This window comes from Flavobacterium chungbukense (assembly GCF_020805785.1).
Lineage (GTDB): Bacteria > Bacteroidota > Bacteroidia > Flavobacteriales > Flavobacteriaceae > Flavobacterium > Flavobacterium chungbukense.
The window spans coordinates 112,939-138,777 of sequence record NZ_JAJGZV010000001.1 but is presented as its reverse complement, the minus strand read 5'-3'; the positions used below and the strand labels follow the sequence as shown (position 1 = coordinate 138,777).

General features: G+C 34.3%; 17 protein-coding genes. 8 read left to right on the top strand and 9 right to left on the bottom strand.

The genetic code is table 11. The features are described 5' to 3' along the window. Positions 1 to 2 precede the first annotated feature (2 nt). The 5 genes from LL966_RS00640 to LL966_RS00620 form a co-directional block, all read right to left on the bottom strand. Positions 3 to 1,235 (bottom strand): glycoside hydrolase family 27 protein, encoded by a 1,233-nt coding sequence (locus tag LL966_RS00640; protein WP_229349205.1) that lies wholly within the window; start codon positions 1,233 to 1,235, stop codon positions 3 to 5. An 84-nt stretch (positions 1,236 to 1,319) separates the two neighbouring features. Further along, entirely contained in the window at positions 1,320 to 2,375 is a 1,056-nt protein-coding gene (locus LL966_RS00635; protein WP_229349203.1) for a hypothetical protein, read from the bottom strand. A gap of 17 nt (positions 2,376 to 2,392) precedes the next feature. Further along, the gene (locus tag LL966_RS00630; RefSeq protein WP_229349201.1) at positions 2,393 to 3,991 is read right to left on the bottom strand and encodes a RagB/SusD family nutrient uptake outer membrane protein; all 1,599 of its coding nucleotides are present in this window, start codon (positions 3,989 to 3,991) and stop codon (positions 2,393 to 2,395) included. A gap of 11 nt (positions 3,992 to 4,002) precedes the next feature. Continuing rightward, the gene (locus tag LL966_RS00625; RefSeq protein WP_229349199.1) at positions 4,003 to 7,200 is read right to left on the bottom strand and encodes a SusC/RagA family TonB-linked outer membrane protein; all 3,198 of its coding nucleotides are present in this window, start codon (positions 7,198 to 7,200) and stop codon (positions 4,003 to 4,005) included. Positions 7,201 to 7,518: 318 nt separating this feature from the next. Then, entirely contained in the window at positions 7,519 to 8,397 is an 879-nt protein-coding gene (locus tag LL966_RS00620; RefSeq protein WP_229349197.1) for an AraC family transcriptional regulator, read from the bottom strand. 302 nt (positions 8,398 to 8,699) lie between these two features. Between LL966_RS00620 and LL966_RS00615 the strand changes: the two genes are divergently transcribed. The 8 genes from LL966_RS00615 (at position 8,700) to LL966_RS00580 (ending at position 18,990) form a co-directional block, all read left to right on the top strand. Further along, positions 8,700 to 9,836: a glycoside hydrolase family 26 protein gene (locus LL966_RS00615; protein WP_229349196.1), complete on the top strand. Its 1,137-nt coding sequence runs from the start codon at positions 8,700 to 8,702 to the stop codon at positions 9,834 to 9,836. Between the two features lie 38 nt (positions 9,837 to 9,874). Further along, a complete protein-coding gene (locus LL966_RS00610; protein WP_229349194.1) occupies positions 9,875 to 11,290 on the top strand; it encodes an MFS transporter in 1,416 nt (471 codons plus the stop codon). A gap of 1 nt (position 11,291) precedes the next feature. Beyond that, positions 11,292 to 12,482 carry a glycoside hydrolase family 130 protein gene (locus LL966_RS00605; RefSeq protein ID WP_229349192.1) on the top strand — a complete coding sequence of 397 codons (1,191 nt, stop codon included), beginning with the start codon at positions 11,292 to 11,294 and terminating at the stop codon, positions 12,480 to 12,482. Positions 12,483 to 12,488: 6 nt separating this feature from the next. Then, on the top strand, positions 12,489 to 13,679 hold the full coding sequence (locus tag LL966_RS00600) for an AGE family epimerase/isomerase (protein ID WP_229349190.1): 1,191 nt from the start codon (positions 12,489 to 12,491) through the stop codon (positions 13,677 to 13,679). 35 nt (positions 13,680 to 13,714) lie between these two features. After that, positions 13,715 to 14,263 (top strand): carbohydrate binding domain-containing protein, encoded by a 549-nt coding sequence (locus LL966_RS00595; RefSeq protein WP_229349188.1) that lies wholly within the window; start codon positions 13,715 to 13,717, stop codon positions 14,261 to 14,263. A 5-nt stretch (positions 14,264 to 14,268) separates the two neighbouring features. Continuing rightward, entirely contained in the window at positions 14,269 to 15,498 is a 1,230-nt protein-coding gene (locus LL966_RS00590) for a glycoside hydrolase family 26 protein (RefSeq protein ID WP_229349186.1), read from the top strand. 113 nt (positions 15,499 to 15,611) lie between these two features. Beyond that, entirely contained in the window at positions 15,612 to 16,901 is a 1,290-nt protein-coding gene (locus tag LL966_RS00585; RefSeq protein ID WP_229349184.1) for a glycoside hydrolase 5 family protein, read from the top strand. A gap of 109 nt (positions 16,902 to 17,010) precedes the next feature. After that, positions 17,011 to 18,990, top strand: a complete 1,980-nt coding sequence (locus LL966_RS00580; protein WP_229349182.1) for a glycoside hydrolase family 97 protein — start codon at positions 17,011 to 17,013, stop codon at positions 18,988 to 18,990. A 280-nt stretch (positions 18,991 to 19,270) separates the two neighbouring features. Here LL966_RS00580 and mgrA read toward each other — a convergent pair whose 3' ends face one another. The 4 genes from mgrA to LL966_RS00560 form a co-directional block, all read right to left on the bottom strand. Then, a complete protein-coding gene (gene mgrA, locus LL966_RS00575) occupies positions 19,271 to 20,227 on the bottom strand; it encodes an L-glyceraldehyde 3-phosphate reductase (RefSeq protein WP_229349180.1) in 957 nt (318 codons plus the stop codon). 365 nt (positions 20,228 to 20,592) lie between these two features. Further along, positions 20,593 to 22,890: a beta-glucosidase BglX gene (bglX, locus tag LL966_RS00570; RefSeq protein ID WP_229349178.1), complete on the bottom strand. Its 2,298-nt coding sequence runs from the start codon at positions 22,888 to 22,890 to the stop codon at positions 20,593 to 20,595. Positions 22,891 to 23,323: 433 nt separating this feature from the next. Continuing rightward, positions 23,324 to 24,706: a sialate O-acetylesterase gene (locus LL966_RS00565; protein WP_229349176.1), complete on the bottom strand. Its 1,383-nt coding sequence runs from the start codon at positions 24,704 to 24,706 to the stop codon at positions 23,324 to 23,326. Then, positions 24,696 to 25,757: an SGNH/GDSL hydrolase family protein gene (locus tag LL966_RS00560; RefSeq protein WP_229349174.1), complete on the bottom strand. Its 1,062-nt coding sequence runs from the start codon at positions 25,755 to 25,757 to the stop codon at positions 24,696 to 24,698. Before LL966_RS00560 ends, LL966_RS00565 begins: the two co-directional genes overlap by 11 nt. Between the last annotated feature and the right edge of the window lie 82 nt (positions 25,758 to 25,839).

The window sequence follows — 25,839 nt, the reverse complement described above, 5'->3', positions numbered from 1 at the left end:
TTTTAAGGAATTAGTTTTAATGTTACAACGTCATGCGAAGCAATTTCGGCAGTAAAAACCTTTTTAGTATTTCCAACTTCTTTATTTTTCCAAAGATCTTTTACTTTGAAAATAGTTTTTGTAAAATCTGCTTCGTACCCAAAATCTGCGTCTTTGATATTATTTTTCTTCCAATCAAAATTGACTTTTTTAGAAGTTTCAGTTCTATTTACAAAACTCACTGCCCAAGCTCCATCTGAAAGCGGTTTCACCCATACTTCTACTCCATCTAAGATAACATATTTAAATCCTTGAATTCCAAGTTTATCTTGATTTACAGACAGTAATTCTTTGTTAGTTAAAATTGCCAGCGTTTCTTTAGTCATTTTTCTATAATCATTTCCGGTAAATAATGGAGACGAAAGCATACACCACATAGCAAAATGCGTTTTATCTTCTGTATTGTTCATTTCGTTTCCAACTTCCATCATATCAAAATCGTTCCAATGATCTGGACCAGAATATTTACGAATATCTTTTCTCATATCGGCAATTTTCATAAATCCCCAAGACGACCAATTTTCAGGATGTTTGAATTCGCAGTCAAAACAAGGATAAATATCACCCGAAATTCTCCAAAGATTTCCAATTGGTTTTCCCCATTCCCAAGGCTGATTATCGCCCCATTCACAAAGACTGAAAACAATTGGCCTTCCTGCAGTTTTAAGCGCATTACTCATGGTTGCATACGCTTCTTTTGCTGTAATTCCTTCTGTATTACACCAATCGTACTTTAGAAAATCTATTCCTAGTTTTGCATAAAATCTTGCATCTTGATATTCATATCCTCTTGTTCCTGGGTAACCGGCACAAGTTTTTGTTCCTGCGCAATTGTACAAACCGAATTTTAAGCCTTTACTATGAACATAATCAATAAGAGCTTTCATTCCGTTCGGGAATTTTTCGGGGTCTGGCACCAAATCTCCATTTACATCGCGTTCGTGTGTCATCCATCCATCATCTAATACTATATAATTGTAGCCTGCCGCAGCCAAACCTGAAGAAACCATAATATCTGCCGTTTCTTTTACCAGTTTTTCATCAATATTAGTTGCGAAGGTATTCCACGAATTCCAACCCATTGGCGGTATCATGGCAAGACCATCAAATTTTCCAGCTTGCTGTTTATGCGTATTTCCTTGACCAAAACTGAAACTAGACAAACTTAAAGCAAACAACAAAACGATTTTTTTCATTTTATAAAACTTAAATTATTATAAAAAGATGTTCCCTAATTTTTCAACTAGGGAACATCTCACAAACTAACTCAAAACAGAATCTTATTTTAATACAAATCCTAAATCATCAAACAAGACAGTATTACCGCCGTCATTATTAGATTCTTGAAAAGTAATCATTGTCAAAGCAGAAGGATTTCCTAATTTATCAAGCGGAATTTCCATATAAACCCAAGTTGTTGTAACTGGAATTACATAGTTTGGCCCTCCATTTACACTAAAGTTCACCTGACCATTTTTAGCGCCTTTTACAGCAACTCTTAATGCTTTATATGGTGTCATGTCAAAATTAAAGCCCCAGTTTCCACCGTCCCAGCCTCCAAATTCCCATTGCCAAGATTTTTCACCTTGATAAGAATCTCCGCCGAAATCAAAATTAACGCCTTTACCTGCCCAAGGTCCGCCCCATTGCATTCCATATAATTTATCATCATACAATGCTGTACCAATAGCTTCTTTTGAAGTTGCTGATCCTGAAATATTCGCTACAGTAAGATATCTATGATTTGCATTTGCTGGAATTTTCACTTTAATCTGCTCCAATGTCGACGAAATTACCTGAACTGGAACCGCTGGCTGTGTATCCGTTTTAGCAAGTGTAACGATAGGATTTAGAAAATACTTACCTTTAATAGTTACCTCATCGCCTTCTGCACAGTTTATATAATTGAAACCACTAAATGTTGGTACAGGAGGCGCAACTCTTAAATCAAACTCAGCGGTGCCATTTTTTGTTACTACTTTTAGCTTATTAGCAGCATCTGCATACGGTGTATCTTCATCTACCAAAATAATTATATCAGTATCTGTTACAAATGTTGGTCTGAAATAAGTATCAAAATCATTAAAATACACTTTTGTTGTCGTAGAAAATCCTTTTCCATGAATAACATAATAGTTTTTTGGATCTACTAATGTTGTTGGAACTAGTGGTTTCAACGAACCATCTAAATTATAACCCGAAGGCATTACCGATTCTATCACAGGTGCTCCAGAGTAAACCTCGGCACTATCATCGTTAGAGCATGAAGTAAAAAGCAGTAAAGAAATTACCAATGCCAAACATGCTGCTAATGATACAATTTTTAAATTTTTCATGTTGTATATTTTTAAAATTATTTAAAAGTATATGGTACTACTTCTTTCAATTTTGGATTTTTAGTCAAGTCATCTGCTGGATAAGGAAGTAAAAGATTTGTAGCTGAAATAGTAATATGCTTTTCAACTTCTCTGTTTCCTCTATTTTGCGCTTCTAGAATCGCTTTAGCTTTCTGAAAAGGCAAGCGTCCTAAATCAAAATAATAATCTCCTTCGCAAGCAAGTTCTGCGCGTCTTTCTTTAAAAATATCATCAAATGTTATAACCGTTTTTGGTGCTAATCCAGCTCTTTTGCGAACCGCATTATAGGACTGAAGTGCCTGTGCATCTGAAGTACTTCCTGTTTGTCCGCCTAAAATAGCTTCGGCATGAATTAATAGTAATTCTGCATAACGCATCATGTAACTATTCATACTGCTTTCTCCATTATTAACTGGGTTAAACGCTCCTGTTATTGGAAGATTTTCTTTTCCGATTACATATTTTTTTAATCCAGCACCCGATTTTTGTGCTTCGTATTCAATTTCAAAAGTATATCCCAAAATTTTTGGAGCACCTAAATCAAGTGTTTTAGCATAAGTTAAGTTTGGATAAAAATCTCCAGGAAGCATAAAAGTCTCAATTCTTCTTCTGTCTCCATTTTCAAAACCGTTTTTAATTAAATCCTGAGATGGCGCAATTTGTCCTGAATAAGTTGTTTCTACCAATCTGTTTTCTGGAGCAAATAATGTATTGGTAAAATTACCATCAAAATAACCTCCAGTTCCTGTCCATTGCCAAGCAAAAATAGATTCTTCGTTATTATTGTTTTTTTGCAAAAACAAGTCAGCAAAAGATTTTGTTGGCAATTGATCTCCTCCTAACAATTTAAATTCTCCACTGTTGATTACTTCTTGAGCCAATTGTCTAGCCAAATCATATTTCTTTTGATACAAATATACTTTTGCCAGCATAGCTTTTGCAGAACCGCTTGATACGTGAGCATTTGATGCATAATCTGAACCTCTATTCTTAGTTCTTAAATTAGCAATTGCAAACTTCAAATCATTTTCGATGAATTTATAAACGTCTTCAGTTGGGTTACTTGGAATAACATAGTTTTTAGAATAATCTGCATTATTTTCGATGATAGGCACATTTCCCCATAATCTTACCAAAAAGAAATACGAAAAAGCTCTAATAAAGTGACATTCTCCTAACGTATTATTCAAAGCTTCTTTACTCACATTTGGACCAACACTTTGCGGTAAATTACTAATATAAGCGTTTGAATTTGCAATAGCACCGAAACAAGATCTCCAAGAATCTGAAATATATCTAGATGTATTGGTAAAACTTAAATCTGTAAAATCTCCAAAATCATTATAAATATCGGCATACATATTACCAGAAATAACATCGGTAATTCCGTAAAAACCTTCTTTGTTCATATTAAACCAAACAAGACCATAAAGTCCGTTAGTTGCATTATCTAATTTTTCATCCGAATCGTAATAACTTCCTATTGTCGGATTTCCTTCTGCAGGAACATCTATAAAATCTTGAGAGCAAGAAGACGAGAACAACATTAATAACGCCATAAAGCCTATGCTTCCTCTTTTATATATATTTTTCATATTATTTTTTATTAAAATTCAACATTAAAACCAAAAGAAATTAGTCTTGGCACTGGATAACGACCGTTATCAATTCCTGACATTAATGCATCTTGATTATAAGAACCTACCTCAGGATCATAACCTGTATATTTTGTAAAAGTGAAAAGATTCTGTCCTGAAGCATACACTCTTAATCTTGATAATTTGATTTTTGAAATCATATCAAGTGGCAAAGAATAACCTAGAGTCACGTTCTGAATTCTTAAATAGGATCCATCTTCAATCATACGGCTAGAAACAGCATTATTAATATGATCATAACTAGAAGGTGTTGGCAAAGCACCATTTAAATTAGTAGCCGAATAAAAATCTGCCGCTTCTGTTAAATAGTTAGTTCCTAAGTTACTATTCATAGTTCCAGATGCACGAGTCAAATTCATTAACTTATTACCTGCAGTTCCTTGAAGGAAAATAGACAAATCGACATTTTTGTATTTAAAATTGTTTGTAAAACCATAAGTGAATTTCGGGTTTGGATTACCGATATTCGTTAAGTCACTTTGGTCAATTTTACCATCATTATTTAAATCTTTATAAATAACATCTCCTTTTACGAAATTCGGCAGAAGAGAATTTGTTCCGTTTTTCAAAACAACTCTATTTCCTGAAGCATCTACATGTCCGTATGTCAGTAAATCTTCATCTGTTCTATAGATTCCTACAGCTTCATACCCTAAAAATGAACCTATTGGCAAACCTTCTTGAGTTCTTGTAACACTTACCGTATTATAAGCTAATGTTCCAGTTGTTTTTACAATGTTCAAACCTGCCATATCTGTAACTTTATTTACATATTTGGTAAAGTTTAAACTAGAATCCCATGAAAAATTTTCAGATAATTTCTTATGATAACCAAGAGTTACCTCAATACCTTTATTCTGCATGCTACCAAGATTAAAATATGGAGGATTCACACCACCTTCGTAATCACCACCACCAGAAAGATAATTTGGCAATGGAACTTGGTATAAAAAGTTTTTAGAAACTTTTTTGTACACATCTATAGAAGCACTAAATGCTGAATTAAACAAGTTAAAATCTAAACCTAAGTTAGTCTGATCTTGAGTTTCCCATTTCAAATCTTTGTTTGGAGTATTTGAAGGCAGATAAGAAGTTCCCATAGAACTAACTACTACGTGAAGATTTGAATCGTATAAATTGTTTCCGATTTGATTGTTTCCTGTTTGTCCCCAACCAAATCTTACTTTAATACCGTCAACATATTTCTTTGTTCCTTCCATAAAAGATTCATTAGAAATTTTCCAAGAACCACCAACAGAACTAAAAACACCCCATTTATTTCCTGTGAAAAATTTAGAAGAACCGTCTGTTCTTACTGCTGCAGAAATACCATATCGATCTCCATAATCGTAAACTACCCTTCCTAAATAAGAAGCCAAAGTTTGTGTCCCTGAATATGTACTTTTAAGTACCGCTTTTGTTAAATCGCCGCCAGCAAGAGTATGATTACTATTATCTTTGTAACCATTTCCTTCTATTGAATAGCCTTCCCAATGCGATCTATTAGATTCTTGCACTGCCAAAACCGTAAAACTATGTTTATCAATTGTCTTTCTATAAGTAAGCATGTTTTTTAAGTTCCATGAATTACCCGAAGACGGATTGTAATATAAATTAGCAAAACTTTTTACTGCTGTTCCTAAAGAATACATAGGATCAAATCGCTGCCCTAAATTGTCATATATATAACCTCCAGCTTCGAAACGATATTCTAAACCTTTAAGCAAATCAACTTGAGTATAAAAATTTCCAGAATAATTTTTTCTAACAAGTGTATTAGATCCTAATAGAGAAGTTGCAACAGGATTTACAAATGATACTGCACTACCAGACGGAGGTCCAGAAAAAGCACCTGTTAATTCTCTTACTGCAACATCTGGAGTAGCCAATAAAGATGTTGCCACTACTCCATTAAACTGTCCGTTTAAAGTAAGTTTTTCGTCTGTAATGGCACCACTTACATTAATTCCAACTTTAATAAAGCTATTTACTCTTGCATCTACGTTTGCTCTAACATTATATCTTTTAAAGCCAGATTCAATAACGATACCTTCTTGATTCAAAACACCTCCTGAGATGTAATAATTAATTCCTTCTTTACCTCCAGAAAAAGACAACTGATTAGAAGTCATAATTCCAGTTTCATAAATAGCATCTTGCCAATCTGTTCCTTTTCCTAAAAGTTCTGGATGAGCAAATTCTGGACGTTTTGACGAAGGATCATAAACATCTGACAAAGCATTTTGATGCGTAGCATACTGCTGCAAGTTCATTGAATGCAACTTCTTAGGCAAAGTACTAATCGAATACGAATTTTCGAAAGACAATTTTCCTGTTCCCTTTTTTCCAGACTTTGTAGTTACAATAATAACTCCGTTTGCTCCACGAGAACCATAAATTGCAGTTGCCGAAGCATCTTTCAAAATATCAATTGACTCGATATCATTTGGATTAATTAAAGCAAGCGGACTTACAGTAATATTTCCATTGTTTGAAAAGTTAGAATCTCCAGAAGCATTTCTTCCAGAAGTAGAAGAATTTCTAGCATCTCCCGAAATTGGCACACCATCAATTACATATAAAGGTTCGTTTGTACCCGTTAAAGAAGAAACTCCTCTAATTTTTACCGAAACATTACTTCCCGGCTCTCCAGAGTTACTATTTACGACTACCCCCGCAGCTTTACCTTGCAGCATCTGATCAAAAGATGCTACTTTAAGATTTTCAATATCTTTTGCGGCAACACTAGAAATCGCACTGTTTACATCTTTACGCTTTTGCGTTCCGTATCCAATTACGACTACATCTTTTAAGTCTTCTGCATTAGATTTTAAAATTACGTTAATTGTTTTTTTACCTTCTACAGCAACCTTCTGAGTCGTGAATCCGATAAATGAGAATAATAAAGTGGAATTTGGCGGAACATCTATAGAATATTTACCATCAAAATCAGTCGAAACTGTTGTTTTAGAGCCTGCAATCGAAACATTTGCTCCGGGAATTGATAACCCTTTGTCGTCAGAAACAGTTCCTGAAACCTTTACCTGAGCTGTAATAAAATTACTTGTCAGTAACAAAAATAATATCAAAGGAACTGCTCTGTGGTTAGCTTTCCAATGAATAAAGTTAGTCATTAGTTTTTTCATAATAAGTGTTTGGTTAGTTTAAAGTGTTTATTGCCAATCTAAGAGATAAAATGAGCCTGGATATATTTTATCTTTTAAATTATTTAACAAATCTATAACACTGCGAATTATCAAATCGATAATATTATATCATTTATTGATAATATTTTTACTGTAATCGATTTAAAAAACAAATATGAAAATAAAATCATACAAATATTAAATTATTCGCAATGACAATCCTCAAAAACAACCTAAAACATGAATAAAAACTAACGAAAAGCCAAAAATCAAACGTTTTCGTTAAAAATAATATTTATTAGTGACAAAAAAGTACCACTATAAAATACGTTTCAATCCAGAGAAATCTTCTCTATATTGACTGGGAGTACAGTTTTTAGTAGCTTTAAAACTGCGATTAAAATTGGCTATATTATTAAACCCTGATTTAAAAGCGACTTCAGAAACGCTCATATCTTTCTCAACCAACCAGCGTGCGGCATAACCAATTCTAATATCATTTATATAATTGACAAACGTTTTACCGGTTCGTTTTTTTATAAATCTATTAAACGAAATAATAGACATACTTGCCACATTTGCCACATCTTCTAAAGTGATTTTTTCAGCAAAATGTTTCTGCACATATTCATAAACCAATTTCATTTTATCGTAATCATCGAAAGTATCATAATCAACAGTGTAAGTTGAAAGCAGTCGCTGATTTCTAGAATTTGCCAAATCATACAATAAAGAAGTAATTTCTAAAAAATAATCCATACCGTCTAATTTTGAAAGCCTCACGAGCCTTGGCGTTAATTCCTCGGCTGTTTTTTTCGAAAAAAGAATCCCATGAATAGATCTATTAAACATATCCCGTATCGGATTCATTATGCGTCTAGACAACAAAGATTCATGAAATAAATCATTATGAAACTGAATTGTTATTTCATGGATTTTTTTACTGGTGCACTTGTTAAGCTCCCAGCCGTGATATAAATTTGGACCAATCAAAACCAACTCTACATTGTCAATTTCTTCAATATTATCTCCAACGACTCTTTTTACACCTTTTCCATTTAAGATAAAATTAATCTCAAATTCGGGATGATAGTGAACAGGAAAATCGAAACTATCCTTTACACGATCAAAAACCAAAAAACTATCACTCGATGCGAGTGGCGCAATTTCTCTATAAAAATTCTTTGTAGTACCCATCTTAAAAATATTTTCAGAAAACCAATATTCCTTTTTGACTGCAATAATATGATATATAATTGATAAAATAATATTAATTACACTATATTCATCCGTTTATCTTTGAAAAATCAAATTATCATTTCTTTAAAAAGAGTATTAATAATAAACATTAATCATTTTTAATTAAATAACTTTTTATAGTTTTAATAATTTTAACAAGAGAATACTAAAATATTTTCGAGTTGAAAACGAAATAATTTTAAAACTGTAATCAACTGTATATTTTGCTTCTAACCGCAATTATCAAAACCATTTTTATAATGAAAAACCATTTTATAATCCTTCTCACAACAGCAATTATAAGTACTTCTTGCCTATCGCAAAAAAATACAAGTAATACTAATTTGTCACTTTCAGACAAAAAAGCGACAACTGAAACGAAAGCACTTTATCGAAAACTAAATACTTTATCGAAAAAAGGTTTTCTTTTCGGACATCAGGATGATTTAGCGTATGGGGTTAAATGGAAATATGAAAATGGAAGAAGCGACGTAAAAGAAACAGCTGGAGACTATCCTGCGGTTTACGGATGGGATATTGCTGGTTTAGAAAAAGATAATGCTAATAATATAGATGGAGTTCCATTCGAAAAAATGAAACAATATATTATTGAAGCAAATGAAAGAGGTGGAATTTCAACTATAAGCTGGCATTTTGACAATCCTGCCACAGGAAAAGATGCTTGGAATAACGTTCCTAATTCTCTAAAGACTATTTTGCCTGGCGGAGAAAACAACAAAAAATTTACTTCTTGGCTAGATAAAGCCGCTGTCTTCTTCCTTTCTTTAAAAGACAAAAACGGAAAAAACATTCCGATTCTTTTCAGACCTTTTCATGAACTTACCGGCGGATGGTTTTGGTGGGGAAAAGGCAATTGCACGCCAGAAGAATTTAAAACGGCTTGGAAATTTACTTTTGATTATTTGCAGAAAAAAGGAGTTCATAATTTAATTTATGTATATAACACAGGTGGTTTTGCCAGTGAAACTGATTTCCTAACTAATTATCCTGGAGACAACTATGCAGATATTTTAAGTTTTGACAGTTATCAGAATAGTAATGATCCAAATGGTGAAAAGTTTGTTCGTGAAGTTCAAAATCAATTTAAAATTCTAAACGAAATCAGCAATAAAAAACATAAATTGATGGCTTTGGCCGAAGCTGGATACGAAGCTGTTCCTGATCCAAAATGGTGGACAGGAACCTTACTAAAAGCAATTGGAGATTACAAAATTTCTTATGTCCTGTTATGGAGAAATCATGGTTGGCAGGAAAAAGAGCAAAAAATGCATTATTACGCTCCGTTTAGCGGACAAGTAAGTGAAAAAGATTTTATCGATTTTTATAATCTGGATAAAACTATATTTGAAAAAGACATTAAAAAAGTTTTAAAATAAAACCTAAACTCAAAACCAAAACCTCAAAAAAATAATCAATGCACGACAAAATCAGTTTAAAAGAAAAAATCGGCTACGGGCTTGGAGATGCTGCATCATCCATGTTTTGGAAAATTTTCAGTATGTATCTGTTATTTTTCTACACCGACGTTTTCGGATTAGCACCCGCCGTAGTGGGAACCATGTTTTTAATTACTCGAATCTGGGATTCTTGCTTTGATCCTATTGTTGGAATTATGGCTGACAGAACCAAAAGCAAATGGGGAAAATTCAGACCTTATTTACTTTGGGTAGCAATACCTTTCGCCGTGATTGGAGTTCTAACTTTCTACACTCCAGATTTTGACGAAAAGGGAAAAATCATTTACGCGTATGTGACTTATTCTCTGATGATGATGATATATTCTTTAATCAATGTTCCTTACGCATCACTTTTAGGCGTTATGTCTTCAGATAGAAAAGAAAGAAATACACTTTCTTCTTATCGTATGGTTTTTGCTTTCGGCGGAAGTCTTTTGGCACTTTGGTTAATAGAGCCTTTGGTCAATTATTTTGGTGGAAATCTAAACTCTAAAACAGGCTGGCTGGCGACAATTGCCATTTTCGGTTTAATTACAACTGTCTTTTTCTGGGCTTGTTTTGCATTCACAAAAGAGAGAATAAGACCTATTGAAAATGAACAAAATAACTTAAAAGAAGATTTAAAAGATCTTTTACAAAACAAACCTTGGTGGATTTTGCTTGGAGCAGGAATTGGGGCTTTAGTTTTTAATTCAATTAGAGATGGCGCCGCGGTGTATTACTTTAAATATTATGTAAGCAGTTCGGTAAACTTTGATTTTTCGCTTTTCGGAACCGATTTCCATATGACTCCAACTTCTATTTATTTGGTTTTAGGACAAGCGGCTAATATTATCGGAGTTATTGCAGCAACACCAATTGCTAATAAAATTGGTAAAAAGAAAACCTTCTTTGGCGCAATGGCATTGGCGGCAATTTTAAGTTTAATTTTCTATTTATTCGGAAAAGAAGACATTGTGTTAATCATGAGTTTTCAAGTTTTAATCAGTATTTGTGCGGGTTGTATTTTTCCTTTAATCTGGTCTATGTATGCCGACAGTGCCGATTACTCAGAATGGAAACAAGGTCGAAGAGCAACAGGATTGGTGTTTTCTGCTTCTTCAATGTCCCAAAAATTTGGATGGACAATTGGTGGCGCAGGAGCTGGATGGCTTTTAGGATATTACGGTTTTCAAGCCAATGTTGAGCAAACTGCAACAGCTCAAAACGGAATTCAATTAATGCTAAGTATTCTTCCTGCAATTGCTGCTGCAATTTCTGTAGCATTCATTTTATTTTACCCTTTATCAGAAGAAAAATTACAGATTATAGAACAGGATTTAAACGAAAAGAGAGACCAAAAATCATTAAAAACAGACACAGAAATCAATTAATATGACAACGATAACATCTTCAGCCATTTTTCAGGAAAGAAAATCGGCGTTGGAAAAAGAACATAAAACATTAATCGAACAGAAAAACAGCCCGCAAGAAATTGCAGGAAACGGAATTTATGACCGTTTTAAAAACCCTGTTGTAACTGCGGCGCATGTTCCGTTAAACTGGCGTTTCGATTTTGACGAAAAAACAAATCCATTTTTACAGGAAAGATTCGGAATAAACGCCGCTTTTAACGCTGGAGCAATGAAATGGAAAGGAAAATACCTGCTTGCTGTTCGAGTTGAAGGCATCGACAGAAAATCATTTTTCGCTATTGCGGAAAGTCCAAACGGAATTGACAATTTCAAATTTTGGGACAAGCCTTGTGTAATTCCGCAAACAGAAGAACCAGACACCAACGTTTACGATATGCGTCTTGTACATCATGAAGACGGATTTGTTTATGGTATTTTCTGTACCGAAAGAAAAGATCCAAAAGCGCCAAAAGGAGATACAAGTTCGGCTGTAGCCAATGCAGGAATTGTTCGTTCTAAAGATTTAGTAAATTGGGAAAGACTTCCTGATTTAATTTCAAATACTGGACAGCAGCGAAATGTAGTTTTACACCCAGAATTTGTAAACGGAAAATATGCTTTGTATACGCGTCCGCAAGATGGTTTTATTGATGTTGGATCTGGCGGCGGAATTGGTTTAGGTTATGTGGAAGACATGAATAATCCCGTTGTAAAAGAGGAAAAAATCATTTTTGGAAAACAATACCATACTATTTATGAATTGAAAAATGGTCTTGGTCCAGCACCAATAAAAACTTCAAAAGGATGGTTACATTTAGCGCATGGAGTTCGTAATACTGCTGCAGGTTTACGCTACACTTTGTATATGTTTCTGACCGATTTGAATGATATTGCAAAAGTAACGCATGTTCCGGCTGGACATTTTATGGGGCCAGAAGGAATTGAAAGAGTTGGTGACGTTTCGAATGTTTTGTTTTCTAATGGATGGATTGAAGATGAAGATGGAACAGTTTATATTTATTACGCTTCCTCAGATACAAGAATGCATGTTGCCGTTTCATCTGTAGAAAAATTGGTTGATTATGTAACAAATACACCCGCAGACACTTTTATTTCTGCAGGTTCCGTTCAAACAATCATTAATCAAATTGAAAAAAATAACGCAATTTAAAATATCGTGTCACTACAAAGAAAGCTTTTAAAATCTGAATTATACGCCGAGCTGAATTCCATTTTAAACTATTGGTCAGAACGAACTTTAGACAATCAAAATGGCGGTTTCGTCGGACAAATCGATTTTAATGATGATCAAATCGCCAATGCAGAAAAAGGTTCGGTTTTAAATGCCCGAATTCTTTGGACGTTTTCTGCCAGTTATCAAACCACAAAAAACGAAAACCACAAAAACCTGGCGAAAAGAGCATTTGAGTATCTAGCTGCAAATTTTTACGACACACAATTTGGAGGTCTTTTTTGGAGTATTAATGAGGATAAAACTCCAAAAGACACCAAAAATCAGATTTATGCCCTTGCTTTTGCCATCTACGGATTATCTGAATATTATCTGATTTCTAAAGAGGAAAAAGCTTTAGAACTTGCTAAAAACCTATATCTAAAAATTCAAGAACATAGTTACGACAAAGTAAATAAAGGGTATTTTGAAGCTTTTACAAGAGATTGGCAACCCATCGAAGATTTGAGATTAAGTGCAAAAGATGCCAACGAAAAGAAAACCATGAATACACATCTTCATATTATTGAAGGTTATGTGAATTTATATAAAGTTTGGAAAGACGAAAAACTACTAAAAGACATTGTTGAATTACTAGAAACAATTGAAAAACATTTTATCAATCCAGAAACGGGACACTTGCATTTGTTTTTTGACGAAAATTGGGTCGAAAAACCAGATGTGATTTCATACGGACACGACATCGAAGCAGCTTGGCTTTTACAGCAATGTGCTGAAATTTCAGGAAATGAAACTTTGATTGCCAATTATAAAAAACACGCCATTCAAATTGCGGAAGCAACAAAAGAAGGTTTAGATAACGATGGAGGTTTATGGTATGAATTTGATCCTGAAAAAGACGAATTGATTCCAGAAAAACATTGGTGGCCACAAGCAGAAGCTTTAATTGGCTTTTACAATGCTTATCAATTGATTGGAAAAGAAGAATATTTGGATATTGTCTATAAAATCTGGAAATTCACAAAAAAACACATGATTGACCAGAAAAATGGAGAATGGTACTGGGGAGTTTTCAGCGATTATACTGTAATGAAAAAAGATAAAGCCGGATTCTGGAAATGCCCTTATCACAATGGCCGAGCCTGTCTGGAACTTATTGCCCGAATTCACGATTAACCTACGCAAGTTTTAATCCTAACAATATCATTATCATGAAACAGCTTTTACTTTTTAGTTTTTTATTTCTTTCTACAATAACAAACGCTCAAATGAATCTTATCAAAAACGCTGGCTTTGAAAGAGATTTGATTAATTGGACTGGTCAAGAAAATGCTGCACTTTCATCTTACGACAAAAAGACAGGAAGAAACAGCGCCTTAATCAATCAATATACAGGAGCAGAATGGAGAGCTTTAGATCAAGTTATTTTAATTCCAAAAAATAGTTACGCTGTTGAATGCAGTGCTTGGATGAAAACCGACCAAGTAGAAAGTCAAAAAGAAGAATACAAAGCTGCCGCAATTATTATAGAATTTACCAACGCAGCCGATAAACAAATTAGTTCAGAAACCATTGCAAGAGCAAAAAACACAACCGATTGGACGAACTATAAAAAGGCTGTAAAAATACCTGAAAATGCAAAAAAGATCAGAATTATGCTGGCCTTGGCCCAGACAAACGGAACTGTTTTTTTTGATGATATAAATATGATAGCAATTGGTGAAGAAGAATATGCAAAACTAAGTCCTGAAACAAAATAGCTAAAATGAAAAAACATTTTTTAAAAATAATGTATCTGAGTTTAGCGGTGCTAATTGCTACTAGCTGTTCATCAGACAAAGATGCTACGGACGAAATTATAGTAGATCCGCCAACGCAAGAAGATCCTTTAACGACTTCAAATGTTGCATCTTATATGGTTGATGCCAGTGCTACAAAAGAAACTGTTGCACTTTTTTACAACTTAAAAAGACTCGCAAAAACCAAAACTGCAATTGGACAACAAGATGCTTTCAATAGCTATTATCAGGATGCAGGTGGAGATTCAGACATCAAAAAAAATACTGGTTTTGATCCAGCAGTTTTGGGTTCAGATTTTATATTTATTACCGATAAAAACAACAATAATCAATCTGGCAATTGGTTTTATCAACAAGAACAAAAAGTAATTGCAGATATTAAAGCCGCTTACGCGAAAGGTATAATCAACACCTTCAGCTGGCATTTGAGAGAACCTAATAAAGAAGATTCTTTTTATGCCGCTGATATGACTGCTGAACAAAAATCAACTGCTTTTAGAAGTATTTTACCGGGCGGAGCAAACAATGAATGGTACAAAAAGAAATTGGATAAAGTAGCCAGTGTCATTTCCAATTTAAAAGGCTCAAATGGTGAATTGATTCCAATAATCTTTAGACCTTTTCACGAATTTGATGGAAGCTGGTTTTGGTGGGGTGCAGATTTTTGTACACCTGAAGAATATAAAAAAGGGTATCAGTTTACTGTTGATTATCTAAAAAACACAAAAGGCGTTCATAATATTTTATATGCTTTTTCTCCTGATAACTCCTATACAACCGAAGCCAATTATTTGAGTCGTTATCCAGGCGATAAATATGTTGACATTATCGGAATGGATAATTACGGAGATTTCAACAATCAAGGACAAACTGGTTCTGATAAAGCAAATGCTAAACTCAAAATCCTTTCAGATTACGCTAAAGCGAAAGTAAAAATTGCCGCCTTAACCGAAACTGGATATCGTGTTACTAGTGCAACACCTGCCATTACAGATTGGTTTTCGACTTTATTATATAACGCTTTAACTAAAAATGATATTCAAATAAGTTATGTCATGTTTTGGAATAATAATGCTGATGGATATTATGTACCGAACGGAACTGTTTCGAATGCTTCTGATTTTAAAGCCTATAGTTTAAAATCGAAATCAGCTTTGGTGAATTCGTTGCCGAAAATGTATGAGTTACCGAAATAAGTAACTTCTACAATTTCGAGGAAAGAAGCAACCTCAATAAAATTAGCAACTTGCTATTAAAATACTAGACGAGATTGCTTCGTTTCTCGCAATGACTAAAAAAAAAATAAATTATGAAAAATAGATTTTTAAAAACGCTTTCTCTAGCCTTGATTTTTTCTACAATTGCTTGTCAGGCACAAGAAAAAATTACGGTAAAAGGAAACCAATTTTACAAAGGCGACAAACCGTATTCTTATATTGGAACCAATTATTGGTACGGAAGTTTATTGGCTTCTAAAAAAGTCGGAGACAGAAAAAGACTTTTGCGCGAACTGGATTTATTAAAGAAAAACGGAATTGATAATCTTCGTGTTTTGGTTGGAGGCGATGGCGGAAAATACGATTTTACCGTTCGTCCGGCATTGCAATATCAACAAGGAAAATACGACGAAGATTTATTGGACGGACTAGATTTTTTAATCAACGAAATGAGCAAACGTAATATGTACGCCGTTTTGTATTTAACCAATAACTGGGAATGGTCGGGCGGAATGTCGCAATATCTAGAATGGAATGGCAAAGGTCCAGTTCCGGTTCCTGCGATTCCACCAAATACTTGGCCGCAATTTATGTCGTATACAGAACAGTTTCATAGTTGTGAACCTTGTATGGAAGCTTTGAATAAACACGTGAAATTCATTATTGAAAGAACAAACGCTTATTCTAAAAAGAAATACAATGAAGACAATACGATTATGTCGTGGCAGGTTGGAAATGAACCTCGCCTTTTTACAGTAGAAAATGAAGTTAAATTCACCAAATGGCTCAACAATATTGTAGATTTAATTGATAGCTTAGATAAAAATCATTTGGTTTCGACTGGTTCTGAAGGAAAAAACAGTTCAAACGACAGCATGGAAATTTTCGAAAGAACGCACAAAAATCCAAATATCGATTATTTGACGATGCACATCTGGCCAAAAAACTGGAATTGGTTTAAAGCAGATAACGCAGAAGCAACAATGCCAAAAACAATTGAAAATGCCGGAAAATATATTGACGATCATATTAAGGTTGCCAACAATTTAAAAAGACCTATTATTATTGAGGAATTTGGTCTTCCGAGAGAAAATGAAAACTTAAATGCGGGAGCGCCTTCTGTTTATCGCGATCAGTTTTATAATTATATTTTTGGAAGAGTTGCAGAAAGTCATAAAAATGGAGGGCCATTGCAAGCAGCCAATTTCTGGGGATATGGTGGAGAAGGAAAAGCAATTCGTCCAGACGGAAAATGGAATCCTGGAGAACCACTTACAACAGATCCTCCGCAAGAACCTCAAGGTTTAAATTCGGTTTTTAATGGAGATAAATCAACTCTAGAAATTGTAAAAAAATACAATTCAGAATTGAATAAAAAATAAACTAATTTTCTTTCACCATATAAGTGATATAAGTTCATTGTAGTACAAAGTTTAAAAGCCAAACTTATTAAATGAACTTATATCACTTATATGGTTTAAAAACATCCATATGAAAAATACATTTATTCTATTTTGTTTTTTATTTCTGAACATCTCTTTTTCACAAAAGAAACAAGACTTTATTCTGAAATCTCCCGACGGAAAAATCGAAGTTAAAATTGCAGTAAATGATAAAATTTCATGGTCAATTTCGCATGAAAAAGATTTGATTTTAGCGCCATCAGAAATGTCTTTAACTTTAGACGGAAATAGTGTTTTAGGAAAAAATCCAGTTGTTGTAAACTCAAAAAAAGAAGCAATAAATAGTTCTTTTGAAACACCTTTATACAAAAAGAAATCAGTTCAAAACAATTACAATCAATTGGTTTTAAAATTTAAAAATGATTTCAGCATCGAATATCGAGTTTTTGATGATGGCGCTGCGTATCGATTTATTACCAAAAAGAAAAAAGATATTACAGTAAAATCAGAAGAAGTAGTTTTAAACTTTGATCAAGATTACAACACTTTGATGCCTTATGTTCGAGATTTAAGAAATCCGAAAGATCAATTTATTTCTTCATTTGAATCGCATTATGAAAACAAAAAAATAAGCGAATTTTCTAAAGATACTTTAGCTTTTTTACCGTTTTTAATTGATTATAAAAATCATAAAAAAGCTGTTTTTCTGGAAGCTGATTTAGAAGATTATCCAGGATTATTTGTGACGAACAATAAAACCAAAACAGGTTTTGAATCTCGTTTTTCTAAATATCCAATTCAAGAAACCAATGGTGGATTTAATTACCTCAACAAATTAATTACCGAAAGAGCCGATTATTTAGTAAAAACAAAAGGAAAAAGAACTTTTCCGTGGAGAGCTATTGTAATTGCTGAGAATGATGCGGCTTTAGCCAATAACGATATGATTCAGAAATTAGCCGAACCTTCCAAAATAAAAGACATTTCGTGGATAAAACCCGGAAAAGTAGCTTGGGATTGGTGGAACGACTGGAATATTTACAATGTAGATTTTAAAGCGGGAATCAACACACAAACTTATAAATATTATATTGATTTTGCTTCTAAAAACAAAGTTGAATATGTGGTTTTGGATGAAGGTTGGAGCGTTGAAACCGACATTATGAAACACAATCCGAATGTCGATTTAGAAGCTTTAATCGCTTACGCGAAAGAACGAAACGTCAGTATTATCTTGTGGGCTTCCTGGATGGCAATAAATGACAAAACAGAAGCCGTTTTTGACAATTATGCAAAGCTGGGCGTAAAAGGTTTCAAAGTTGATTTTATAGATCGTGACGATGCTAAAATGGTCAATTCTGTTTATGATATCGCGCAAAAAGCAGCCAATCATAAATTGATCATTGATTTTCACGGTATGTACAAACCAACTGGAATTCAGAGAACATATCCCAATATTTTAAATTTTGAAGGCGTAAAAGGTCTTGAAAACAATAAATGGACACCAAACGATGATGTCCCGCTTTACGATACCACAATTCCCTTTATCAGAATGATGGCTGGTCCAATGGATTATACGCCAGGTGCGATGCGAAATGCAACGAAAAGTGAATTTAAACCAAGTCATTCTACTCCAATGAGCCAGGGAACAAGATGTCATCAATTGGCACTCTACACGATTTTTGAAGCGCCTTTACAAATGATGGCAGACAGTCCGACAGCATTTATGAAAGAACAAGAAAGCACTGATTTTATTGCTAAAATCCCAACCACTTTTGATGAAACTGTTGCGCTAAATGGAGAAGTTGGAAAATATGTTTCAATTGCTAGAAGAAAAGGAAATACTTGGTATTTAGGCACAATCACAAATTGGGATTCCAGAGATATTACTATTGATTTTTCTTTCCTTGAAAAAGGCAAAAAATTCCAAGCAGAAATTTTCTCAGATGGCTTAAATGCCGACAAAGCCGCAACCGATTATAAAAAAGAAACTGTTACCGTTGATTCGACAACGAAATTAAAATATCGTTTGGCAGGCGGCGGTGGATTGGCGATGATTATAAAGTAGATTCCTATTATAATTTAAACTAACCTGGACTGAAGTCCAGCCCTACAATATGGATCGAGCCAAAGGCTCTTTTGCGTTCCGAAGGAACAAATTATATTGTAGAGCTGGACTTCAGTCCAGTTTAAATGTTGGTTTTATAGAAAACACAAAACGCGACAGATTTTATCCCGAGGCTCCGGGACTGTCGCATTTAATATTTTGGACGTAAACCACACGTAGACGCACTGCCGTGCGTCTCTACGATTATGCGTTTTCAAAATTTACAATTCACAATTCACAATTAAGATAAAATCTTTTCAATCGCATTCAATTCATCCTGCGAAAAATCCGTATTCTGTAAACAATCAATATTATTACACAATTGTTTTACAGAACTCGCCCCAATTAAAACAGAAGTAATTCGTTTATCTTTTTGCAGCCAAGCCAAAGCCATTTGTGCCAAAGACTGATTTCTGTTTTGAGCAATTTCATTCAGCTGAATTAATTTCTGAATACGCTCCTGCGTCACCTCATCTTCTTTCAAATGTCCGTTTGGATTATGGGCACGTGAATTTTCAGGAATTCCGTTTAAATATTTATCGGTTAAAAGTCCTTGTGCCAAAGGTGAAAAAGCAATACATCCTACTCCTTTTTCTTCTAAAACATCTAACAAACCATTTTCAACCCAACGTTCCAACATCGAGTATTTTGCTTGATGAATCAAACACGGCGTTCCCAATTCTTTTAAAACATCAACAGCAACTCTAGTCTGTTCTGCCGAATAATTACTGATTCCGACATACAAAGCTTTTCCGCTTCTAACAGCGTGATCCAAAGCCATCATCGTTTCTTCAATCGGTGTTTCAGGATCTGGACGGTGTGAATAAAAAATATCAACGTAATCAACATTCATTCGTTTTAAACTCTGATCTAAACTTGATAAAAGATATTTTCTAGAACCCCAATCGCCATAAGGTCCGTCCCACATCGTGTAACCTGCTTTGGTAGAAATCACGATTTCATCGCGCAGATTTCCTTGAAAATTATGCCATAATATTTTACCGAAATTTTCCTCAGCCGATCCTGGAACCGGGCCGTAATTATTCGCTAAATCAAAGTGTGTAATTCCTTTATCAAAAGCTTCAATGGCAATACTTTCTGCATTTTCAAAATTATCAACCGAACCGAAATTATGCCATAATCCTAAAGAAATTTCTGGAAGCAGCAAACCGCTTTTTCCACATCTGTTGTATTTCATTTTTTTAATTTAAAAGTTGGAGTTTTAATAGATTTTAAAGGTAGAAAAATATCAAAAGATATGAATTTAAAAGTTATTCTTTTTTTAATCTCGCAAAGACGCAGAGCCGCAAAGTTTCTTTTGAATAGCCCCTAGCTTCAGCTAGGGGAATAAGATTTTGAATAAGAAAGGGCTTTAGCCAAACTTTGTAGGTTTGGCTAAAGCCCTTTCGATTGTGTTTATATTTTCATCTAGCTAAAGCTGGACGCTATTCAATCTTATTTTTAAAAACTAAACTTTGCGGCTCTGCGTCTTTGCGAGATTAAAAACTTTGACCCTTTGTTACTTTGTTACTTTGTTACCTTGTTACTTTGTTACTAAAAAACCTATTCTTTAATTTCAAACCCACTCTGCAAACCTTTATCAGAGCTTCCTCCAACCATGATTTTAAAAGTTCCTGGTTCTACTAAATAATTTCCTTCGTTGTCATAAAAACCAAGTTCCTTATCTGTTAAAGTAAAGTTTACCGTTTTGGTTTCTCCTTTTTTCAGATTTACCAATTCAAAACCTTTTAATTCTTTTATTGGACGAATGATACTCGCAAATTCATCATGAATATACAATTGAACTACTTCTTTTCCATCATAATTTCCAGAATTAGTAACCTCAACACTCACCTCAACTTTTTCTCCTTTTGCGAAAGCAGGTTTATTTACTTTCAAATTTTTGTAATCGAATTTTGTATAACTCAAACCAAAACCAAACGGAAATTGAGGCGTTTTTTCCACATCCATATAATGTGACCAGAAAACATTTTTATCGCTGTCAATTGGTCTTCCTGTGCTGTATTTGTTGTAATAAATTGGTACTTGACCCACATTTCTAGGAAACGACATTGGCAATTTCCCACTAGGATTATAATCTCCGTATAAAACCTGCGCAACTGCATTCCCAGTCTGCGTTCCTAAATGCCAAGCTTCTACAATTGCCGGAACATTTTCTGCCGCCCACGGAATACTCAACGGACGTCCGTTATTTAAAACCAAAACTACATTCGGATTTACTTTATAAATTTCCTCTAATAATTCCTGCTGTAAGCCTGGTAAATTCAAATCAGTTCTGCTTCTTCCCTCCCCGCTTTGAAAACCGTATTCACCCAAAACCATTACGACAACATCGGCATTTTTTGCTGCTGTTTTTGCCGCTTCAAATCCGCTTTTATCTGTGGTGTTGAAAACTGTTTCTGTTAAAAAAGTTGCTTTTTGTTTCAATAAATCAACTCCTTTTTCAAAAGTCAGCTTATTATCTTTGTATTGTTGCATTCCTTCTAAAACAGAAACTGCAGTATCATCAGAAGCAGCAATTCTCCAACTTCCTAGCGGACTGTTTTTATCATTTGCCAAAGCACCAATTAAAGCGATTTTTTGTCCAGATTTCTTTAGCGGAAGCAAATTCTTTTCGTTCTTCAATAAAACGATCGATTTCTTCGCCATATCCAAAACTCCATCGTTATTGGCTTTACTTCCAACAACTTCTTTCTCGCGCTTTTCATCACAATATCTATACGGATCATCAAATAATCCCAATTCAAATTTCACACGAAGAATTCTGCGGACAGCATCATCAATCAAAGCTTCTTTAACTTTTCCTGATTTTACCAAATCAACCAGTTTCGCCACATACAAATACGATTCCATATCCATGTCAGAACCAGCAATTACCGCTTTTGCAGTTGCATCGGCTTCGTCTTTTGCATAACCGTGAGCGATCATTTCGCGGATCGAAGCATAATCAGAAATTACAAATCCGTCAAACTTCCATTTTCCTTTTAATATATCTCTTTGTAAAAAGGCATTTCCAGTTGCAGGAATACCATTCAAGGTATTAAACGAATTCATAAACGTACGAACTCCTGCGTCTACAGTCGCTTTAAAAGGAGGTAAAACCGAATTGTATAATTTAGAATTACTGATATCTACAATATTATATTCCAAACCTGCTTCAACATAACCGTAAGCCGCAAAGTGTTTCGCACAAGCCGCAATCGTATTTACTTTTGCTAAATCTGCAACTGTTTCCCCTTGAAAACCTTTTACTCGTGCATAACCCACTTTACTTCCTAAATACGGATCTTCTCCTGCACCTTCCATCACACGTCCCCAACGCGCATCGTTTGCAACGTCAACATTTGGTCCGAAAGTCCAGTTAATTCCAGATGCCGAAGCTTCATCTGCCGCAATTGCCGCCGATTTTTTAATCGCTTCTAAATCCCAACTCGCCGCTTCTGCCAACGGAATTGGACTTAACGTTTTATAACCATGTATTACGTCAAAACCAATAATTAACGGAATTCCCAAACGAGTTTCTTCAACTGCAATTTTCTGTACGGCACGAACTTCTTTCACGCCACGAACTGTCAGCATCGAACCGACTAATCCTTTTCTTAAATGTTCATATTTCAATTCGGCTGATCCGCCTTTTGGCGCTGGTCCCGTAACATCCCAAAAACCGTTGTATTGGTTCATCTGGCCAACTTTTTCCTCCAACGTCATTAACGGTAAAAGCAAATCGATGCGTTGCTCAACAGTTTTATTTTTATCTAGATACGGCTTTTTTTGTGCATTCATATTTCCAATCGTAAAAAGGGAAAAGACCCCAATAAATATTATTTTTTTATTTTTCATATGTGGTTTAGTTAGTTTTTTCTTTGAGATTCTAAGGTTCTGAGGCACTAAGATTCTAAGTTTTTCTTGGGCGTGTCCCTCCGGGTCGGGCTATCCGTTTCAAGTCCTCGCCTGTTCGTTCCTCATGGCTGTGGGCTTTCCACTTCTATCCCTCACGCAAATCGTTTTCAAAAGAGCGTTTTTGGTTTTTATTTTTCAACTCACAGTTTTGTCATTTCGACGTAAGGAGAAATCTTCGCAAGTAGCTCGACAAAGTTTGGCGACATCCGGTGCGGAGTTTCTAGTGTGATTTCTCCTTTCAGTCGAAATGACAAAATTTGCGGAACTTCTCCCGAAGCTTCGGGATCGCTCAGCCTGACAAACCCAAACAAAAAAACAGTGTTAATCTATTCAATCAGTAAAATCTGTGGCCAAAAAATCTACATTCTAAAATCTAAAATTCACTCGTAAAACAAGAAGCAGGCAAATTCGCTTTGTTAAACAAATCCGACTGTGTTGTATTTCCCCACGCAAACCTCACTTTTGCTGGATTAACAACTTTTTTACTTGTCAAAATCACTTCCTTATTTTTAATTGAAGCTTCGGCAGGATAAAAAACTCCATCGGTACCCGCAACTTCAAATTGATTCGAAACTTTATTTTTAAAATATAATCCGTCAGCGTAATCAAAAGAAACAATAAGTTTATTTTTCTCGATTTTAAAACTTTTAAAAAGTGGACTATTTGCCAAGTTTATATTTACTTTATAAGTATCAGCCAAAGCTAAATCTGCTAGACGAATTCCAACCGATTTTTTATTTTTTGGATGAATATCTATTGTATCCGAAATATCGCTGATCACGACCATTCCTGTTTTTGAAACTTCTTTTAATAATTTTCGCTGCGAATCTCTAACTGTTACATTAGAGAAATTATTCGATCCTGTTTTATAAGGCGCAATCTGAACATAATAAAATGGAAAATCGTCTTTCCATTCTTTTCTCCATGAAGTAATTAGTGCTCCTAAAGTTTTATCATAAACCAAAGAACCCACATTCGATTCTCCCTGATACCAAAGCGTTCCTGCGATTTTAAAGCCAACAATTGGATGAATCATGGCATTATAAGCACGTCCAGGTTGTCTTGGTCCGTATTCTTGTTCATTTAGTTTTTTGGCATTTTCTAATAAAACCGCATCGTTATTTACAACTTCTGCCGGCATCCAGATTTCAGCCGGAGTTCCGCCCCAGTTGGAAGAAATCAATCCGATTGGAACATTTTTCAACTCTTCGCGAAGGCGTTTGGCAAAAAAGTAACCGACAGCACTAAAATATTTCATCGTTTCGGGAGTAGATTCTGTCCAATTTCCCAATAAGTTATTCTGCGGATTTTCTGCTGTTAATTTCGGAACTGTAAAAAATCGAATGTTCGGATTAGTCGCATTTTTAGCTTCTTCTTCGCCATCGTCAATTCCCCAACTTGCTGACATTTCCATATTCGATTGTCCCGAACAAAGCCATACTTCTCCGATCAAAATATTTTTTAAAACCACTTCATTATATCCTTTTATCGAAATAGTAAAAGGACCACCCGCTTCTGGAGTTTTAATTATAATTTCCCATTTTGCTTGATTATTGGCAACCGTTTTATATTCCTGATTGTTCCAGCCAGAAACCAGTTTAATTTCTTCTTTTGGATTTCCCCAACCCCAAATTTTCACTTCAGAATTGCGCTGTAAAACCATATTGTCACTAAAAATATTCGGAAGCGAAACGTTTGCCATCATAGTACTGGAAATCAATAAAAAGAAAACAAACTTATATATATTATTTTTCATTTAGTAATTTCTTTAAAAATGGAGCATATTCCTCTGCCAAAATTTTATGATCTGCCACATCAGGATGTCCAGAACAACCTTTTGGTGTCATTGGTTTAAACTTAAAAATCTTGATAGCTTTATGTTTTTTATCAGAATCAAAGGCTGCTTTTACTTTTTTAAGACAATCTTCAAAAACAACTCCTCTTTCTCCTCCAACCATTGGACTGTTTGTAATTACAATCTGCACATTCGGATTATGTTTATACAACATTTTGATGAAGTTGATATAATTCGAAACATACTTTTCTGGATTAAAAGGCAAACGTTCTTTTTTCCCATCTCCGCCAGAAAAATCATTTGTTCCTAAAGCAATACTGATAATATTGGGCTGAAAAGCAAAATCATATTTAGGTTTTGAAGCATCTTTTGTTAAATATAAATTGGGATAAACATCTGGCATTATGGCTTCATCTTTGTTTTCATCATTCCAATTTCGATACATTCCAATTCCAGAAACACAGCTCATTAAATAATCGACACCAATTGCTCTTGAAAGCGTTGGCCCATAAGCATAATAACCATTATGATGATCCATATATTCTCCTTTATCACAAGGAATATCAGACGGATCGCTTGCTGCGCCGCAAGTAATAGAATCACCAATAAACTCGATTTTCTTTTTCTTTTTAAATGAAATTGGAATTAGTTTTGCCGTTGTTCCAGCAAATAAAACATTTCCGCTTTGTGCCTCTGTATTCTTATAGATTTCTAATCGATGCTCTTTTTTAGTTGAAGTTACTTTTATTGGAAAAGATTGAGCTGCAACTTTTTCAATTCTAATTTTTCCAATATATTTTCCATCCAAAACCAACTGAACATAATTATGATGTTCATAAGAATCAACGCTTTGAAGCGATATTGAGCATTCTTTTCCTGTAAAATTAAAAGAAACAGAAGCGGCTGTTCCGATTAAAATAACATTATCATTTTGAAGTTGATCTACTCTACCTTGATATAAAAAAGTTTTATTTGAATTTTGAGTTTGTGAAGTCGAAAAGAGTGAAATCATCAAAAACAAAATTAAAAGAGCTATTTTTTTGGGAAACATAATTAATTTGTTAAATATAAATACGATTCACAAATATATTTGA

Bases quoted from the DNA above. Each gene is read 5' to 3' on its own strand.
- LL966_RS00560 (WP_229349174.1), bottom strand. From the start codon at position 25,757: ATGATTTCACTCTTTTCGACTTCACAAACTCAAAATTCAAATAAAACT.
- LL966_RS00640 (WP_229349205.1), bottom strand. From the start codon at position 1,235: ATGAAAAAAATCGTTTTGTTGTTTGCTTTAAGTTTGTCTAGTTTCAGT.
- LL966_RS00610 (WP_229349194.1), top strand. From the start codon at position 9,875: ATGCACGACAAAATCAGTTTAAAAGAAAAAATCGGCTACGGGCTTGGA.
- LL966_RS00625 (WP_229349199.1), bottom strand. From the start codon at position 7,200: ATGAAAAAACTAATGACTAACTTTATTCATTGGAAAGCTAACCACAGA.
- LL966_RS00590 (WP_229349186.1), top strand. From the start codon at position 14,269: ATGAAAAAACATTTTTTAAAAATAATGTATCTGAGTTTAGCGGTGCTA.
- LL966_RS00615 (WP_229349196.1), top strand. From the start codon at position 8,700: ATGAAAAACCATTTTATAATCCTTCTCACAACAGCAATTATAAGTACT.
- LL966_RS00635 (WP_229349203.1), bottom strand. From the start codon at position 2,375: ATGAAAAATTTAAAAATTGTATCATTAGCAGCATGTTTGGCATTGGTA.
- LL966_RS00585 (WP_229349184.1), top strand. From the start codon at position 15,612: ATGAAAAATAGATTTTTAAAAACGCTTTCTCTAGCCTTGATTTTTTCT.
- LL966_RS00605 (WP_229349192.1), top strand. From the start codon at position 11,292: ATGACAACGATAACATCTTCAGCCATTTTTCAGGAAAGAAAATCGGCG.
- bglX (WP_229349178.1), bottom strand. From the start codon at position 22,890: ATGAAAAATAAAAAAATAATATTTATTGGGGTCTTTTCCCTTTTTACG.
- LL966_RS00630 (WP_229349201.1), bottom strand. From the start codon at position 3,991: ATGAAAAATATATATAAAAGAGGAAGCATAGGCTTTATGGCGTTATTA.
- LL966_RS00595 (WP_229349188.1), top strand. From the start codon at position 13,715: ATGAAACAGCTTTTACTTTTTAGTTTTTTATTTCTTTCTACAATAACA.
- LL966_RS00620 (WP_229349197.1), bottom strand. From the start codon at position 8,397: ATGGGTACTACAAAGAATTTTTATAGAGAAATTGCGCCACTCGCATCG.
- mgrA (WP_229349180.1), bottom strand. From the start codon at position 20,227: ATGAAATACAACAGATGTGGAAAAAGCGGTTTGCTGCTTCCAGAAATT.
- LL966_RS00580 (WP_229349182.1), top strand. From the start codon at position 17,011: ATGAAAAATACATTTATTCTATTTTGTTTTTTATTTCTGAACATCTCT.
- LL966_RS00565 (WP_229349176.1), bottom strand. From the start codon at position 24,706: ATGAAAAATAATATATATAAGTTTGTTTTCTTTTTATTGATTTCCAGT.